The organism is Bacillus sp. CPT56D-587-MTF (assembly GCF_058792335.1).
The window spans coordinates 1,015,816-1,030,699 of record NZ_JBYTEF010000001.1; the positions used below are offsets into that span (position 1 = coordinate 1,015,816).

The 14,884-nt window shown below is 35.8% G+C and carries 14 protein-coding genes; 10 read left to right on the plus strand and 4 right to left on the minus strand.

From position 1 onward, the window contains the following. Positions 1-48: 48 nt before the first annotated feature. The 3 genes from AC3WVZ_RS05310 (at position 49) to AC3WVZ_RS05320 (ending at position 2,192) form a co-directional block, all read left to right on the plus strand. Positions 49-465: a YodN-related protein gene (locus tag AC3WVZ_RS05310; RefSeq protein ID WP_000490301.1), complete on the plus strand. Its 417-nt coding sequence runs from the start codon at positions 49-51 to the stop codon at positions 463-465. A 100-nt stretch (positions 466-565) separates the two neighbouring features. Then, positions 566-1,489, plus strand: a complete 924-nt coding sequence (locus tag AC3WVZ_RS05315; protein ID WP_000448350.1) for an RluA family pseudouridine synthase — start codon at positions 566-568, stop codon at positions 1,487-1,489. Positions 1,490-1,580: 91 nt separating this feature from the next. After that, complete coding sequence (locus AC3WVZ_RS05320) at positions 1,581-2,192, plus strand: DUF1648 domain-containing protein (protein WP_006917704.1); 612 nt, start codon at positions 1,581-1,583, stop codon at positions 2,190-2,192. Between the two features lie 40 nt (positions 2,193-2,232). Here the strand turns inward: AC3WVZ_RS05320 and AC3WVZ_RS05325 are convergent, their stop codons facing one another. The 4 genes from AC3WVZ_RS05325 to AC3WVZ_RS05340 form a co-directional block, all read right to left on the minus strand. Further along, positions 2,233-3,060 carry a CAP domain-containing protein gene (locus tag AC3WVZ_RS05325; protein WP_227077969.1) on the minus strand — a complete coding sequence of 276 codons (828 nt, stop codon included), beginning with the start codon at positions 3,058-3,060 and terminating at the stop codon, positions 2,233-2,235. A 455-nt stretch (positions 3,061-3,515) separates the two neighbouring features. Continuing rightward, positions 3,516-4,844 (minus strand): (Fe-S)-binding protein, encoded by a 1,329-nt coding sequence (locus AC3WVZ_RS05330; RefSeq protein ID WP_233936160.1) that lies wholly within the window; start codon positions 4,842-4,844, stop codon positions 3,516-3,518. Further along, on the minus strand, positions 4,841-6,253 hold the full coding sequence (gene glcD, locus AC3WVZ_RS05335; RefSeq protein WP_000890755.1) for a glycolate oxidase subunit GlcD: 1,413 nt from the start codon (positions 6,251-6,253) through the stop codon (positions 4,841-4,843). Before glcD ends, AC3WVZ_RS05330 begins: the two co-directional genes overlap by 4 nt. A gap of 117 nt (positions 6,254-6,370) precedes the next feature. Beyond that, a complete protein-coding gene (locus AC3WVZ_RS05340; protein ID WP_000898641.1) occupies positions 6,371-7,486 on the minus strand; it encodes a CdaR family transcriptional regulator in 1,116 nt (371 codons plus the stop codon). 136 nt (positions 7,487-7,622) lie between these two features. Between AC3WVZ_RS05340 and AC3WVZ_RS05345 the strand changes: the two genes are divergently transcribed. The 7 genes from AC3WVZ_RS05345 (at position 7,623) to AC3WVZ_RS05375 (ending at position 14,772) form a co-directional block, all read left to right on the plus strand. Beyond that, complete coding sequence (locus AC3WVZ_RS05345) at positions 7,623-8,597, plus strand: YncE family protein (RefSeq protein WP_233936162.1); 975 nt, start codon at positions 7,623-7,625, stop codon at positions 8,595-8,597. Then, complete coding sequence (locus AC3WVZ_RS05350; RefSeq protein ID WP_001046398.1) at positions 8,590-9,261, plus strand: response regulator transcription factor; 672 nt, start codon at positions 8,590-8,592, stop codon at positions 9,259-9,261. Before AC3WVZ_RS05345 ends, AC3WVZ_RS05350 begins: the two co-directional genes overlap by 8 nt. Positions 9,262-9,264: 3 nt before the next feature. Further along, positions 9,265-10,665 carry a sensor histidine kinase gene (locus AC3WVZ_RS05355; protein WP_000494796.1) on the plus strand — a complete coding sequence of 467 codons (1,401 nt, stop codon included), beginning with the start codon at positions 9,265-9,267 and terminating at the stop codon, positions 10,663-10,665. Positions 10,666-11,046: 381 nt separating this feature from the next. Beyond that, a complete protein-coding gene (locus AC3WVZ_RS05360) occupies positions 11,047-11,736 on the plus strand; it encodes a FadR/GntR family transcriptional regulator (RefSeq protein ID WP_254904515.1) in 690 nt (229 codons plus the stop codon). A gap of 168 nt (positions 11,737-11,904) precedes the next feature. Then, complete coding sequence (locus tag AC3WVZ_RS05365; protein WP_000869148.1) at positions 11,905-12,624, plus strand: (Fe-S)-binding protein; 720 nt, start codon at positions 11,905-11,907, stop codon at positions 12,622-12,624. A gap of 16 nt (positions 12,625-12,640) precedes the next feature. After that, the gene (locus AC3WVZ_RS05370; RefSeq protein ID WP_233936164.1) at positions 12,641-14,062 is read left to right on the plus strand and encodes a LutB/LldF family L-lactate oxidation iron-sulfur protein; all 1,422 of its coding nucleotides are present in this window, start codon (positions 12,641-12,643) and stop codon (positions 14,060-14,062) included. Then, on the plus strand, positions 14,062-14,772 hold the full coding sequence (locus AC3WVZ_RS05375; RefSeq protein ID WP_233936165.1) for a LutC/YkgG family protein: 711 nt from the start codon (positions 14,062-14,064) through the stop codon (positions 14,770-14,772). Before AC3WVZ_RS05370 ends, AC3WVZ_RS05375 begins: the two co-directional genes overlap by 1 nt. The last annotated feature ends 112 nt before the right edge of the window (positions 14,773-14,884 follow it).

Below are 14,884 nucleotides of genomic sequence, written 5' to 3' on the forward strand. Positions count from 1 at the left end.
TGCAAATAGTATGTGATAAGAACATTACATAATAAGTAGGTGAAGGCAATGTTTCGTTATTTTAAGTTTAAGTTAAATGATACAGTACAGTTTGCCGAGAACGATGGGCATATGTATCGCATTGTCGGTTATCGGTTAGAAAAAGGATTTTATCCAAAAGATGAATGGACTCATATCATTTATGAACTACTTAGAGAATTTGACGGGTATACGATGGATGCAGAAGAGGAAGAACTTGTAAAGGTCGTTCAAGTAGAGGATGAGTATTACAAAATACAAGAAGTATCAGGTTATCGCTATCCAGTAAAAATGAAACAAAAACAACAAGTGATGAAAATAGAAAAGATGGACGATTTATTAGATGCTTACAATGATTATAAAAGGTTGGCGGATTTCTTTAAGGATTTATCGTATGAACAAAAAGCTGAAGAAGTATTGTTAGAAATGAAAAGACTTAGAGCTTGAGGGGCAGTCTATTATAAGACTGTCCTCTATTTTTGACGGTGCATCAAAGTGTGTTTTCCGTTACAATGAGAGAATCAATAGAAATAAGGTGATAAACAGTATGGAAACAAAGAAAAAGGGTGAATGGTGTGAAATTACCGTTCCAGCTAAATGGAATGGTATAAGTATTGAATCGGTATTAAAAGTAGAATGGGAAATACCGAAAAAGCTATTACATCAGCTTCGTATGGAAAAAGGTGTTACGGTTAACGGGGAACAAAGAAGATGGAATGAGCTTTTAAAAGAGAACGATAAGTTACAAGTCCATATGTTTGCGGAGGAAGAGTACGGTGTAGATCCAGAATATGGTGAATTACATGTAGTATACGAAGATGATCACGTACTTATCGTAAATAAACCAGAGCAAATGGACACACACCCTGCTGAAAAAGGTGGAACCGGGACGCTTGCAAATCTTGTTGCTTTTCATTTTCAAATGCAAGGTTTAGAGACGAAGGTGCGTCATATTCATCGTTTAGATAAAGATACGACAGGTGGTGTCGTGTTTGCTAAGCATAGAATTGCTGGTTCAATTATGGATCGCTTATTAATGGAAAGAAAAATTAAAAGAACGTACGCAGCGCTCGTTGAAGGGAAAGTAAAGAAGAAACAAGGAAAGATTGATGCTGCTATCGGAAGGGATCGCCATCATGCTACAAGGCGTCGTATTTCTCCAAAAGGTGACCAAGCTATCACATATTATAAAGTAGAAAAGTATTTTAAGAAGCAAAACACGACTTTCGTAACGTTACAATTAGAAACGGGTAGAACACATCAAATTCGTGTTCATATGAGTCATAATGGTAATCCATTAGTTGGGGATGTATTATATGGTGGACAAACAAAATATATGTCCAGTCAAGCATTGCATGCGATGAAGATACATTTCTTGCATCCAATTACGAAAGAAGCGATTGAAGTTGATGTGCCGTTTCCTACAAAGTTAAATAATAAAATAAAAGAATTTCAAAAAGAAAATGCGTAAAGTATAAGTTTTAACTTGAAAAAAGTAGATTTTTGCAGGGATTTCTCTAAAAGAAGCGAAGCCGTTAAGAGAAAAGAGAGGTGAGAATCACTTGATTAAATATAAGTATGTACTGGGAATATTTTTCGCTTGTCTTTTACTTACTCTATTTCTCTATCCCTATTTACCAAATCGTATGGCAGTACATTGGAATGTAAATGGTCAGCCAAACGAGTTTATGAGTAAACAAGTCGTTGTAGCATTTATTCCCTGTTTTATTATTTTTTCATATGGATTTTTGTATATTATTTCACATAATATATTTAAGTTTAATGAAAGAGAGCATGGTATTATAGGCGGATTTATAAAGAAAATTACGTTATTTATGTTGTTTATTCATACGCTTATCCTCTTTATTAATTTTGGGGATTTGATATCCTTTCAAACAGGATTAACGATTGGGATTAGTATGTTTCTTTTTATGCTGAGTAAAGAATTTAAGAAAATAAAAGGCAAAGAAAAAGAAAAAGATCCAATTAAATTACAAAAAATTTGTTTAGTGAGTAGACGGATTTTTCAAGTGATGGCATGTGGCATATTGTTTTCATTGTTTTTGAACTTAGAGTGGGGATTTTATGTATTGCTTAGTGTAATAAGCTGTGGATCTATGTTGTTTATGTTATATATTTTCTATTCATACATAATAGAAAGCTATGAAACTTAAAAAAGAGTCTTCTCATTATGAGAAGACTCTTTTAATCTATTTACTTCGTAATAAATTGTTGTGTCCAGTAGTTGCCGCTTTCTACATAACCAACACCGATGTGAGTGAAGCTGTTATTTAAGATGTTTGCACGGTGTCCAGCGCTGTTCATCCAAGCTTGTACTACTTCTTCAGGTGTACGTTGACCTTGAGCGATGTTTTCGCCTGCAGATGTATAAGAAATACCAAATTTCTTCATCATGTCAAACGGAGACCCGTATGTAGGGCTGTTATGATCAAAGTAGTTGTTTTTTTGCATATCTTCAGACTTAATACGTGCTACTTTGCTTAATTCAGTATCGATTTTTAGTGCTGGTAAGCCTTGTTTTGCACGCTCAGCGTTTGTTAATTCAACAACACGTTGTTCAAACTCGCTTAAAGATTTTGCTTCTTCAGCAGGCTTTTGCTCAGCTGGTTTTTGTTCAGCAGGTTTTTGAGTATTGTTGTTTTCAGCAGGCTTTTGAGCTTCTGGTTTTTGAACTTCTTCAGCAGGCTTTTGCTCGGCAGGTTTTTGCTCAACTGGCTTTTGAGTTTCTGGCTTAGCTGTTGGTTGCTCAGTTACAACATTTCCAGTAGGTTGTTGACCAGGAATGAAGCAGTTTGGTTGGAAGTTTCCTTGTTGCCATTGTGCTAATGATTCAACTCCCATAGATTGTAAGAATGCTTGTAATTCTTGTTGGCTCATTTGTTTCATCATTACTTTTGAATGCTGAATATTTTGAACCTTTACGTTAGATGGTTGTACTGTTGCAGCTTGTGCATCTAGAGAAGATACTCCTAAAGTAAGAGCTGTTGCAGCAGCTACAGATAATAAAACACGCTTTTTCATGATGTGTGTCCCCCTATATAAAGTTTTAATTTGTTTTCACACGATTTGTTTTTGACAGCCTGTCTGACTGACAAATTCATCGTAGCATACAATTTGCGAGAAAAAAGATGGAAAAAAATTCATAGACTTTAAAATTACCTAATTTATCCTAAGAGAAGAAGGGAGCAAAAATAAGAGAAATATAGAGTATAAAAGGAATTTATAGTGTTTTTATACTTGGTTTTAAGAGGGGGTTTTTGGATAAAGTTACCTAAATAGAAAATGAAGAATCCTATTGTATCAATGGTTTGAACGTTTTTTTGAGGAATATAATGGATTGATTTTTACAAAACTGTAATGTTTCTGTTGTTCTTTTTTATAATAAAGTAACATATTTTTAATGTTGTAGCAGACAAAAAAGCGGCTATCTCTTTACATAGACGAAGGAGATAGCCGTTTTCCTATTATTACGTATGTTACGAGTTAGTTTCAATTGCTTCTAATAATAAATCCACAATGTGAATTCCTCTCATTTTATGAGAAAGCCCTTCTCGCTCAATACCCAATTTCATTTGTAATAAACAACCTGGATTTGCAGTAACAATGGTTGCTGCTTCTGTTTCATGCACACGGTCCATTTTGTAATCTAGAAATTCCATTGATAACTCTGAATGAACAATATTGTAAATACCAGCAGAGCCACAGCAGCGGTCGGCATCTTTCATTTCTCGATATGTTGCACCTTGGATAGCCTCTAGTAACATACGAGGTTCAGAAGATGTGCGCATAACATTGCGTAAATGACAAGAGTCTTGATACGTAATAACTTGCGGCGTGAGTCGTAAGTCAGTTCGCTTATGGAAGTCTAGTTCTACTAGTATAGCAGTAATATCTTTAATTTTAGAAACAAACTGCTTAGCACGTTCAGCCCAATCCGGATCATCTTTTAAAAGATAATCATAGTCTATGAGATAAGCCCCGCAACCACCTGCATTCGTAATAATATAGTCGATGTTTAAATCTTCGAATGCTTTTATATTTCGCTTTGCTAATTCTTTTGCTCCACTCTTTTCACCAGCATGTCCATGCAATGCACCGCAGCAACTTTGTGTTTTTGGAATAACGATATCACAACCAGCTAATTGAAGAAGTTTCATCGTTGCGTTATTTGTTTCTAAAAACATCGTATCCATTAAGCAGCCTGTGAAGAATGCAACTTGTTTTTTCTTTGTACTTTCTGCAGGTAAAAATGAAGGACGATCTTTCATGGCTTTCATTTTAGGGACTTTTGGTAAAACGAGATCCATCGTTGCAAGTGTTTCAGGGAATAACTTCATAATCCCTGTTTTATGTGTTAGCGTTTGTAAACCAGAACGTTGATAAAATCCGATTAGTCCAGTTAATGTTCTCATTCGATTTTGATGGGGGAATAATCCTTCAAAAACGACTTTTCGAACAGCTTTCACTGGCACTGAGAATTTTTTATTTTGATTAATAATATCACGAGCTTCTTCTAATAAATGTCCATAATTTACACCAGATGGACAAACAGGTTCACAAGCACGGCAACCAAGACAAACGTTTAATGTATGTTCAACATCTTCATCTGGTTCGATTAAACCATCAACGACTGCTTTCATCAATGCGATACGTCCGCGTGGTGAATGTGACTCTTTATATCCGGATTGAATGTAGGTAGGACAAGTAGGTAAACAAAAACCGCATCGCATACAGTTTAGTAATTCATCTTCACTTAATCGTTCTTTAAATTCTTTTTGAATATTTTCTTTATTTAATGTGGTCATTGCTCAACCACCACTCTTTTTCGAGTGTCTTTCGCGAACATTTTTCCAGGATTCATAATGTTATTTGGATCGAAAGCTTGCTTTATTCCTTGCATAGCTGCAATACCTTCTTTACCTAATTTCATTTCTAAATATGGAGCTTTCATTGCACCAACACCATGTTCACCAGTAATTGTGCCACCAAGTTCAATTGCTTTCGCAAATATTTCAGCAAAAGCTTGTTCAGCTCGGTGCATTTCTTCTGCATTACGAGCGTCTGTCATACAAGTTGGATGTAAATTACCATCACCAGCGTGTCCAAACGTACAAATAGGAATATTATATTTTTTTGCAATGGCATTAATAGCTTCAACCATCGGAGCGATTTGTGAACGTGGTACAGTCGCATCTTCTAATATTGTAGTAGGTTTTAATCGTGCGAGCGCTGATAGAGCACTACGGCGAGCGGTACGAAGCGCATCTGCTTCTGTTTCGTCTTTTGCAATACGAACATCAACTGCATTCATAGAGCGGCAAACATTAGCCATGTTTTCAATATCTCGATTGACTACTTCGGGAGGGCCGTCTTGTTCAATTAATAAAATTGCTTTTACATCTGTAGGTAAACCGATTTGCGCAAACTCTTCTACTACTTCAATTGTCGGTTGGTCTAAGAACTCCAGTGTTGCTGGAATGATTTTATTTGCAATAATAGAAGAAACAGCACGTGCAGCTTCATTAATATCTTCATATAGTGCAAGCATTGTTTTCTTTGTTTCAGGCATAGGAACGAGTTTTAATATAGCTTCTGTTACCACGCCAAGTGTTCCTTCAGAACCGATAAATAAACGAGTTAAATCGTAACCAGCTACATCTTTTGCTAATTTACCACCAGTGCGAATAATATCGCCATTTGGTAAGACAAGTTCAAGCCCCATTACATAATCACGTGTTACGCCGTATTTCAAACCGCGTAATCCACCTGAGTTTTCATTAATATTACCGCCGATTGTAGAAATTTTCATCGAGCTTGGATCTGGTGGATAAAATAAACCTTTTTCTTCTACCGCTTTAATAATATCAAGTGTAATGACACCTGCTTGTACAGTAATTGTTAAGTTTTCTTCATCAATTTCTAAAATATTGTTCATATGGCGGAAAATAAGGACGATACCGCCTTCAAGTGGACATGTTCCTGCGCAAAGATTTGTTCCAGACCCGCGCACATACACAGGAATTTTGTGAGTGTTACATACTTTTAACACTTCAGCTACTTCATTTGTATTACGAGGAGCAATGACTGCATCAGGCATTGCTTGGAAGTTTGGAGTGGCATCATAACTATAAGTTAAACGCCCCATATTGGATGTATCTACATTATCTTCGCCAACAATAGATACGAATGAATGAATAATTTGTTTTTCTAACATTGGAAATCCCCCTCAAACTGTTAACGTGTTTAGTTATAATAAACAACGTGGTAACAGTGCTTTCATTATAATGATAAAAAAGTCGAGGGATTCTTTCTATATATAATCATCTAAAGATTAATCTGTTTTATCGTTCTTTTTTGTATGATCATCTAATAGGAGGAGTGCGAAGTATAAAACGTTTAAGTCTTTGAATTGTTTTGGATCAAGTCCTGTATGTTCTTCAATCTTTTTTAGCCTGTAATGTAATGTGTTAATGTGTATATGTAATTGTTTAGCCGTCTGTTTATAAGATTGGTTATAATCGATAAATAAGCGCAAAGTATGTATAAGCTCAGGAAATGATAATAAGTTTTCGATGGTACGCTCTAGAAATTGTTCACGCGTTTCGGCAGAAATATCTTGTAAACACATTTCTAAACGTAAATCTTCATTAAATACAATTTTTTTCGTTTCCAATGATACAGAAAGAGCGCGTAATGCTTGTTCGTAACATATGTTCATATTGTTTGAGGTAACTGTTTGTCCAATCCCGATATATAAAGAAATAGAAAATAAAGTTTCGCAGTCTTGTTTTAACCGTTTTAAAAATTGATAAGTTTGCTCTTTTGAGCTCGTTGCTGTAAATAAAATAAAACGATCATTTCCCCAACGAACAAATAGATGCTCTTTTGTTAAAATATTACGTATGTGTTGCCATATTTTACGCTGGAGCATCGTGTCATTTTTGCCAATAGAAAACAAAATAAGTTGTTTTTTCTTATATAAATCAATGCCAAGTGTTTTGGCGCGATCAAGAAAACTCGGGGACCACTCTGTATTTTGAAGCCAATCAAAGACAAAAGCTTCATAAGAACGGTGCTCAAGTTCTAGTTGCTCTAAAAAGTAGTTTTCATGAATTAATAATTCGGTCATCTTACGCAATATTTCTCCGTAGCGTGAAATATTTTCAGGTTCTCCTGTAATCCCAATGACACCAATTACTTCATCATGAAATAATAAAGGAAGATTCATCCCAGCCTTTACACCTTGCAATCGCCTTTCATCTTCTTTTGTAATGATGACGGTTTTCTTTTGTTTGGCGCAGCGGAGTGCACCTTCATGAAATTGACCAATTCTTTCTGTATCTGTACTTGCGATAATAACGCCTTCTATATTAATGATAATAATATTTTCTGTAATTAGTCTGCGTACTTCTCGTACAATTTTATTCGCTAAATCAGGAAATAGCATAATTGACACACCTCAAATTCTATTTGTTGTACATTATATATGTAAATTGAGTAAGAAAGGGAAATTTCACACTTTCCACACATTTATTTGTTATTTTACAATTATAACGAAATCATCCGAAGATGGAGGGAATCTTTTGAGAAAGTATGTTTTTCTTCTCTGTTTTTTATTTCTACTAGTAGGGTGTCAAGGAAGTTCATATACACCAATTGCTAAAGATAAAAATGTTATTATAACTACGAATATAAAAGAAGGCAGCATTAGTTTTATTGATAAAAAAGATAAAAAGTTAATTACGACATGGGAACTAAATGAGCCAATGGCCGGAATCACACTGCTTCCAAATGGCGATGAAATACTTGTATACGGTAAGCAATTAGAATATATGTATGTATATTCACTAGCGGAAGGAAGGCAAGTGGGAAAATATAAAACTGGAAAGGGCATTGTAAATGTGGTCGTATCAGCAGATAAAAAACAATTATTTGCTGCTGATCAAAATGTTCAAAAGGTAAGGTTCTTTACGATAAATGGGAAAGAGACAGGAAATGTTTCAACAGGAAAAGGGCCTATAACGATGGTAGAGTATCAGAATCGGTTATCTGTACTAAACTTTTATGATACGAAACTAACGACAATTGATACGAAGAAAAAAGAAGTTATTCAATCCTTTATGATTCCGCCAGCATCAACAGGAACGACGATTAGTCCTGATGGGAAAGAAATATGGATTGGCGGACATGGTGATGGAAATCAAGTAAATGAGAAAGTGTTAGTGTATTCTTTACAGAGTGGAGAAATGGTGCGTTCTTTACACGCTCCATTCATGCCTGTGAATATAACGAAGGATAGTAAGTACGTATATGCACTCAGTCATGGGTCGAATACACTTAGAAAGTTTGATATTAGCACATATAAAGAAATAGCTTCTGTAGAAGTAGGGTCGAATCCATTTGCATTTTTTGAGAGCGGAGCAGAAGGGTATGTAGCCAGTTATGATAGTGATGAAGTGTGCGTTATAGATATGAAGAATTTGAAAATAAAACAAACAATTAAAGTCGGAAAAGGACCGTTTCAACTCATAGAGAGGGAAGGGAAGGACAATGAATAAATATAGAGTGCTAGTTGTAGATGATGAAAGTGATATGAGACAGCTTGTTGGAATGTATTTGGATAACTTTGGATATGAGTGGGGAGAAGCTGAGAATGGAAAAGAGGCTCTTAAAAAACTAGAAACGGATCATTATGATTTCGTTGTATTAGATATAATGATGCCAGAAATGGATGGACTTTCAGTTTGTAAAGAAATTAGAAAAACGTCAGATGTGCCGATTATATTTTTAACGGCAAAAGGTGAAGAGTGGAATAGGGTGAACGGCTTACGTATGGGAGCAGATGACTATATTGTAAAACCGTTTAGTCCTGGTGAATTGGTTGCCCGTATGGAAGCTGTGCTAAGAAGATATACAAAGCAAGAACAGCAAGAAGAGATTCAATTTGGACCAATTCTTATCAATGAAAAAAGTAGACGAATAGAGGCGGGTGGTGAGCCGATTTCTCTTACTGTAAAAGAGTTTGATTTATTATATTTTCTTTGCCAACATACAGGACAAGTATTTAGCCGGGAGCAATTACTTGAAAAGGTATGGGGATATGATTATGCCGGAAGTACAAGAACGGTAGATACGCATGTGAAAACGATGCGCTTGAAGCTTGGAGAAAGTGGAAACTACATTCAAACTGTTTGGGGTGTAGGCTATAAATTTGAGGTGTAACGTATGTTTACGATGGTACAAAAACTTTGGCTTACAGTAGTATGTGCAGTATGTGTAACAGTGTCCTTTCTTTATTTCGTATCTTTATACTCGTATGAAAAATTATACGTTGATAATTTAAAAGCTTCGTTAGTAATGGAAGGAAAAAGTCTTGCTGCTCAATATGATAAGCGTGAAGGAATATCAACTTTTGAAGAGAAAGTAAGATCGTTTGATCAAATATCTAGTTCAGACGTTATTTTCGTGTCTAATCCGCGTGATTTAAGCGCATGTTTGCCTTTTGATGTGCATCATCATTCTCTTATAAGTGAAGGAGATAGGCAAACGCTATTAGACGGGAAAACTGTGACAAAAATAGGATATGAAGAACATTTTGACCGTAATATTATGGGGGTTGTCATCCCTGTATTGGAAAATAAAAAATTAGTCGGAATTGTCTATTCGTATATTCCTTTAAAAAGTATAAAAGATTTAATCTATGATATGGGTCTTATTTTAGCACCGTTAGCAATTGCTATGATTTTAATTACGATATGGGTTGGAAGGAAAATTATAATTGCAATTACGAAGCCACTTTCGCAAATGGAGCGGGTTGCAAATCATTTGGCTACGGGAGATTTTTCGGAGCGGATTACAGTTTCTTCAGAGGATGAAATTGGACGATTAGGAAAAGCATTTAATAAAATGGCAAATTCATTAGAAACAGAAGATGTAAAGCGTAAGGAATTTTTAGCAAATGTTTCGCATGAACTTAGAACACCACTTAGTTATATAAAAGGGTATAGCGAGGCTATTTTAGATGGTGTTGCAAAGGGACCGCAGCAGGAAAAAGTAACGCAGCTAATTCATAAAGAAGCAGGTCGTATGCAGCGTCTCGTTCATGACTTGTTAGACTTAGCACAATTAGAAGGTGAGCACTTTCCGTTAAAGAAGCAACCTATCGTTTTTTCACAGCTGATTGAAGACGTATTAGATACGTATGAGATTAAGTTTATAGAAAAGGAAATTCATATTTCAACCAATTTAAATCCAGAGGTCATTGTCATGATTGATGAGGATCGTATGCAACAAGTGCTTCATAATGTGTTAGATAATGCGATACGGTATACAAATCAAAAAGGAAATATCGTTATAACTTTAGAGCAAATCGATGATTACTGTGAATTAAAAATAAAAGATACAGGAATTGGTATTGATATAGAACATTTGGAGAATCTTGGAGAACGCTTTTACCGAGTTGATAAAGCGAGAAGTCGTCAACACGGTGGAACAGGTTTAGGCCTTGCTATTGTGAAACAAATTGTTCATATACATGGTGGACAGTGGAAAATTGAAAGTGAAAAAGATAAGGGAACAACGGTTATTATTAAACTGAATGTACAGGATGAGGGGAGCATGTTCTAATTTTTAGGACATGTTCTTTATATTGAAGAAAATATTTATCCCGCTATTCGCCGGGCAGTAAGACCCTCACCTCAAAATTCAACGGAAGCAAAGAAGTTAGGTGGAGGCCCTGCTGCCCGTAAAAGCCCGATTGGTGAGAGCTAATAATCAGTGGGCGATGAACAAAACCCCACTGATTAAAGTTTCACTTTATACGTAAAAATATAAATTAATATGTAATAAATATCGAAAATTTGACTATTTTATGAACAAAACATTTGTACTTCTTATCAATTCGGTCTAAAATAGTTATGATGCAAAGTTCTTATAAATCGTTTCAATTGTTGTTTGGAAGATACTGAGGTGATTTAACTGGAGTACAAATCTATTAAACCGAAAAAAATTTACGAAGAAGTATCTGAAGCTATTTTAACAATGATTAAAAATGGTACGTTAAAACCTGGTGACAAACTACTCCCTGTGCATCAATTAGCTGAGCAGTTTCAAGTTGGCAGATCTGCTGTTCGTGAAGCGCTAAGTGCGCTAAGAGCGATGGGCTTAATTGAGATGAAACAAGGAGAAGGTACATATGTGAAGAACTTCGATTCTTCTTCATTAACGAAATCATTAAACAATAGATTATTAATGAAGAAAGAAGATATTTTGAATTTATTAGAAGTACGAAAGGTGCTTGAAGTGGGGGCAGTTCGAGTAGCGGCGGCAAAACGTACGGAAGATAACTTACAAAATATGAAACATTGGTTAGATGAAATGGCAAAGAGCATTGGAGATGAAAAGGCTGGCGAAAAAGCCGATTTTCAATTTCATATGGGAATTGCAGAGTCTTCGCATAATAACATTTTGCTTGAACTCATGAATCATGTTTCAGAGATGATTGCTGAAACAATTGGTGAATCAAGACGCATTATTTTATATGGTGAACAAACGACATCAGAACGACTTATAGAAGAGCATCAAGTTATATATGATGCGGTGTTAAAACAAGATGTAGAATTAGCGCAGCAAGCAATGCTAGATCATTTAACAAATGTAGAACATATTGTCACAGGTAAAAACGATATAAATTCGTAATTTAATCTTTTAAAAATTTAATTTTCTGATAAAATAGAGAAAGATTAAGTAAGCGTTTTCTTTAGAAGAGGGAGAGGATAGGCCATGGTTGAGCCTATTTCTTCTCTACTAAGTCATCTGATGACCATATGTTTGTTGATGAAGTTGTAAAAAGGGGGAGTAATAGTTATGAAAGTTACTTTATTTGTTACTTGTTTAGTCGATATGTTTGAAACAAATGTCGGCAAAGCAACAGTTGAAGTGTTGGAGCGTTTAGGTTGTGAAATTGAATTTCCAGAAGCACAAGTTTGTTGTGGGCAGCCTGCTTATAATAGCGGCCATGTAGAAGCAGCAAAAGAAGCGATGAAACATATGATTGAAACTTTCGAAGATGCAGAATATATTGTTACGCCATCTGGTTCTTGTGCGACAATGTTTCATGAGTATCCGCATGTTTTCAAAGATGATCCAAAGTGGGCTAAACGTGCACAAAAAGTTGCTGATAAAACTTATGAATTTACACAGTTTATTGTAGATGTTTTAAAAGTTACAGATGTTGGTGCAAGTTTACCAGGGATAGCTACTATTCATAAATCATGTCATATGACGCGTATGCTTGGAGTAAAAGAAGCACCAGGAATTTTATTATCAAATGTAAAAGGATTAACTGTGAGAGATTTGCCAAACGTGCAAAATTGTTGCGGGTTTGGGGGAACGTTTTCAGTTAAGATGACTCCAATTTCTGAGCAAATGGTAGACGAAAAAGTAGATAGTGTCATGGAAACAGGTGCAGATTATTTAATCGGTGCAGATTGTGGGTGTTTGTTAAACATTGGCGGACGTATTGAGCGTTTAGGAAAAGAAGTAAAAGTAATGCATATTGCTGAGGTACTGAATAGTCGCTCATGAAGGGGGAACATAAGCTATGTCTATGAAAATCAGTGAGAAAAAATTTAATGATCGCGTTGGTGATGGAATTCAAGATTCGTTTATGCGCGGAGCAGTATCTTCTGCACAAACGCGTTTATATACGAATCGCTTAAAAGCTGCAGATGAATTAGGAAACTGGGAAGAGTGGCGTGAACTAGGTGAACAAATTCGTCAACATACGTTAGAAAATCTGGATTATTACTTAATGCAGTTAAGTGAAAATGTATCAAAAAGAGGCGGACACGTGTACTTTGCGAAGACGAAAGAGGAAGCTGCAAAGTATATTCAAGACGTTGCCAAAAAGAAACAAGCGAAAAAAGTAGTAAAATCAAAGTCGATGGTAACAGAAGAAATTAGTATGAACCATGCGCTTGAAGAGATTGGCTGTGAAGTATTAGAGAGTGACTTAGGAGAGTATATCTTGCAAGTAGATAATGATCCACCTTCACATATTATTGCACCTGCACTTCATAAAAATAGAACGCAAATTCGCGATGTATTTAAAGAAAAGCTAGGCTATGAAAATTCTGATGACCCATATGAAATGACAAAGTTTGTTCGTAAACAACTTCGTGAGAAATTTATGGATGCAGAAATTGGTGTAACTGGTTGTAACTTTGCTGTTGCCAATACTGGATCTCTTTGTTTAGTAACGAATGAAGGTAATGCAGATCTTGTTATGTCAATTCCTAAAACACAAATTGCGGTAATGGGTATGGAACGTATGGTTCCGACAATGGAAGAATTAGATGTTTTAGTTGGTTTACTATGTCGTAGTGCAGTAGGTCAAAAATTAACAAGTTATGTAACAGTAGCAGGACCAATTCAAGAAGAGGAAGTTGATGGACCTGAAGAATTCCATTTAGTGGTTGTTGATAATGGTCGCTCTCAAATTCTTGGATCTGAATTCCGTTCCGTATTACAATGTATTCGTTGCGCTGCTTGTGTTAACGTATGTCCTGTATATCGTCACGTTGGTGGACATTCATATGGATCGATTTACTCAGGACCAATCGGTGCGGTATTAACACCGCTTCTAGGTGGATATGATGATTACAAAAAGCTTCCTTATGCATCTAGTTTATGCGGAGCATGTACAGAAGCTTGTCCAGTAAAAATTCCATTGCATGATTTATTATTAAAACATCGTCAAGTCATCGTTGAGCAAGAAGGTCGTGCACCACTTGCAGAAAAACTAGCGATGAAAATGTTTAGTATGGGTGCTTCTTCAGCTGCTTTATATAAAATGGGTTCAAAAATGGCACCAGCGGCAATGAGTCCATTTACATCTGGTAATCGTGTATCAAAAGGTGTTGGACCACTTAAAAACTGGACGGATATTCGTGAATTCCCAGCTCCAAGTAAAGAACGATTCCGTGATTGGTATAAAGATCATAAGAAAGGCGGGGATAAATAATGACAGGATTAATTCAAAACCGTGATGCCTTTCTAGATAACATTGCAAAAGAACTTGGGCGCGCACGTAAAACAGAAGGTGTAGAGCGTCCAGTATGGAAAAGTAATGTGAATATAGAAACGTTAAAAGATTATTCACAAGAAGAATTACTAGAAGTGTTTAAAAAGCAATGTACAAACATTCATACAACTGTAGTAGAAACGACAAATGACCGTTTAGGTGAAGACCTTCAAAAAGTAATCATGAAAAACGGCGGGGGACCTATTTTATTATCAGCAGATGATCGTTTTGATGCATATGGTTTAACATCTTTATTTAAAGAAGAACTTCCAAAGCGAGACGTTGAAGTAAACGTATGGGATCCAGAGAGAAAAGACGAAAATATGCGTTTAGCTGAAAAAGCGAATATTGGTATTGCATTTAGTGATTATACATTAGCCGAATCCGGTACAATTGTTGTACAAAGTCATAAAGGGCAGGGACGTTCTTTACACTTTTTACCGACTGTATATTTTGCTATTATTCCACGTGAAACACTTGTGCCTCGTATTACACAAGCAGTTCAGGATATGAACTCACGCGTAGAAAATGGGGAGACAGCGGCATCTTGTATTAACTTTATTACAGGGCCAAGTAACTCGGCTGACATTGAGATGAATCTTGTTGTCGGAGTACATGGACCATTAAAAGCAGTATATTTCATCGTATAAAAGAGGGGAAAGCAGGCCGGAAAATGGCCTGCTTTTTTAGTAGAATAAAGGATAATATGAAGTAGAAGTTCTCTCCTTTTTTTGCTATGTTTTTTGGGAAAGGAGAGGAAGG

Bases quoted from the DNA above. Each gene is read 5' to 3' on its own strand.
- AC3WVZ_RS05310 (WP_000490301.1), top strand. From the start codon at position 49: ATGTTTCGTTATTTTAAGTTTAAGTTAAATGATACAGTACAGTTTGCC.
- AC3WVZ_RS05315 (WP_000448350.1), top strand. From the start codon at position 566: ATGGAAACAAAGAAAAAGGGTGAATGGTGTGAAATTACCGTTCCAGCT.
- AC3WVZ_RS05325 (WP_227077969.1), bottom strand. From the start codon at position 3,060: ATGAAAAAGCGTGTTTTATTATCTGTAGCTGCTGCAACAGCTCTTACT.
- AC3WVZ_RS05330 (WP_233936160.1), bottom strand. From the start codon at position 4,844: ATGACCACATTAAATAAAGAAAATATTCAAAAAGAATTTAAAGAACGA.
- glcD (WP_000890755.1), bottom strand. From the start codon at position 6,253: ATGTTAGAAAAACAAATTATTCATTCATTCGTATCTATTGTTGGCGAA.
- AC3WVZ_RS05340 (WP_000898641.1), bottom strand. From the start codon at position 7,486: ATGCTATTTCCTGATTTAGCGAATAAAATTGTACGAGAAGTACGCAGA.
- AC3WVZ_RS05350 (WP_001046398.1), top strand. From the start codon at position 8,590: ATGAATAAATATAGAGTGCTAGTTGTAGATGATGAAAGTGATATGAGA.
- AC3WVZ_RS05355 (WP_000494796.1), top strand. From the start codon at position 9,265: ATGTTTACGATGGTACAAAAACTTTGGCTTACAGTAGTATGTGCAGTA.
- AC3WVZ_RS05365 (WP_000869148.1), top strand. From the start codon at position 11,905: ATGAAAGTTACTTTATTTGTTACTTGTTTAGTCGATATGTTTGAAACA.
- AC3WVZ_RS05370 (WP_233936164.1), top strand. From the start codon at position 12,641: ATGTCTATGAAAATCAGTGAGAAAAAATTTAATGATCGCGTTGGTGAT.
- AC3WVZ_RS05375 (WP_233936165.1), top strand. From the start codon at position 14,062: ATGACAGGATTAATTCAAAACCGTGATGCCTTTCTAGATAACATTGCA.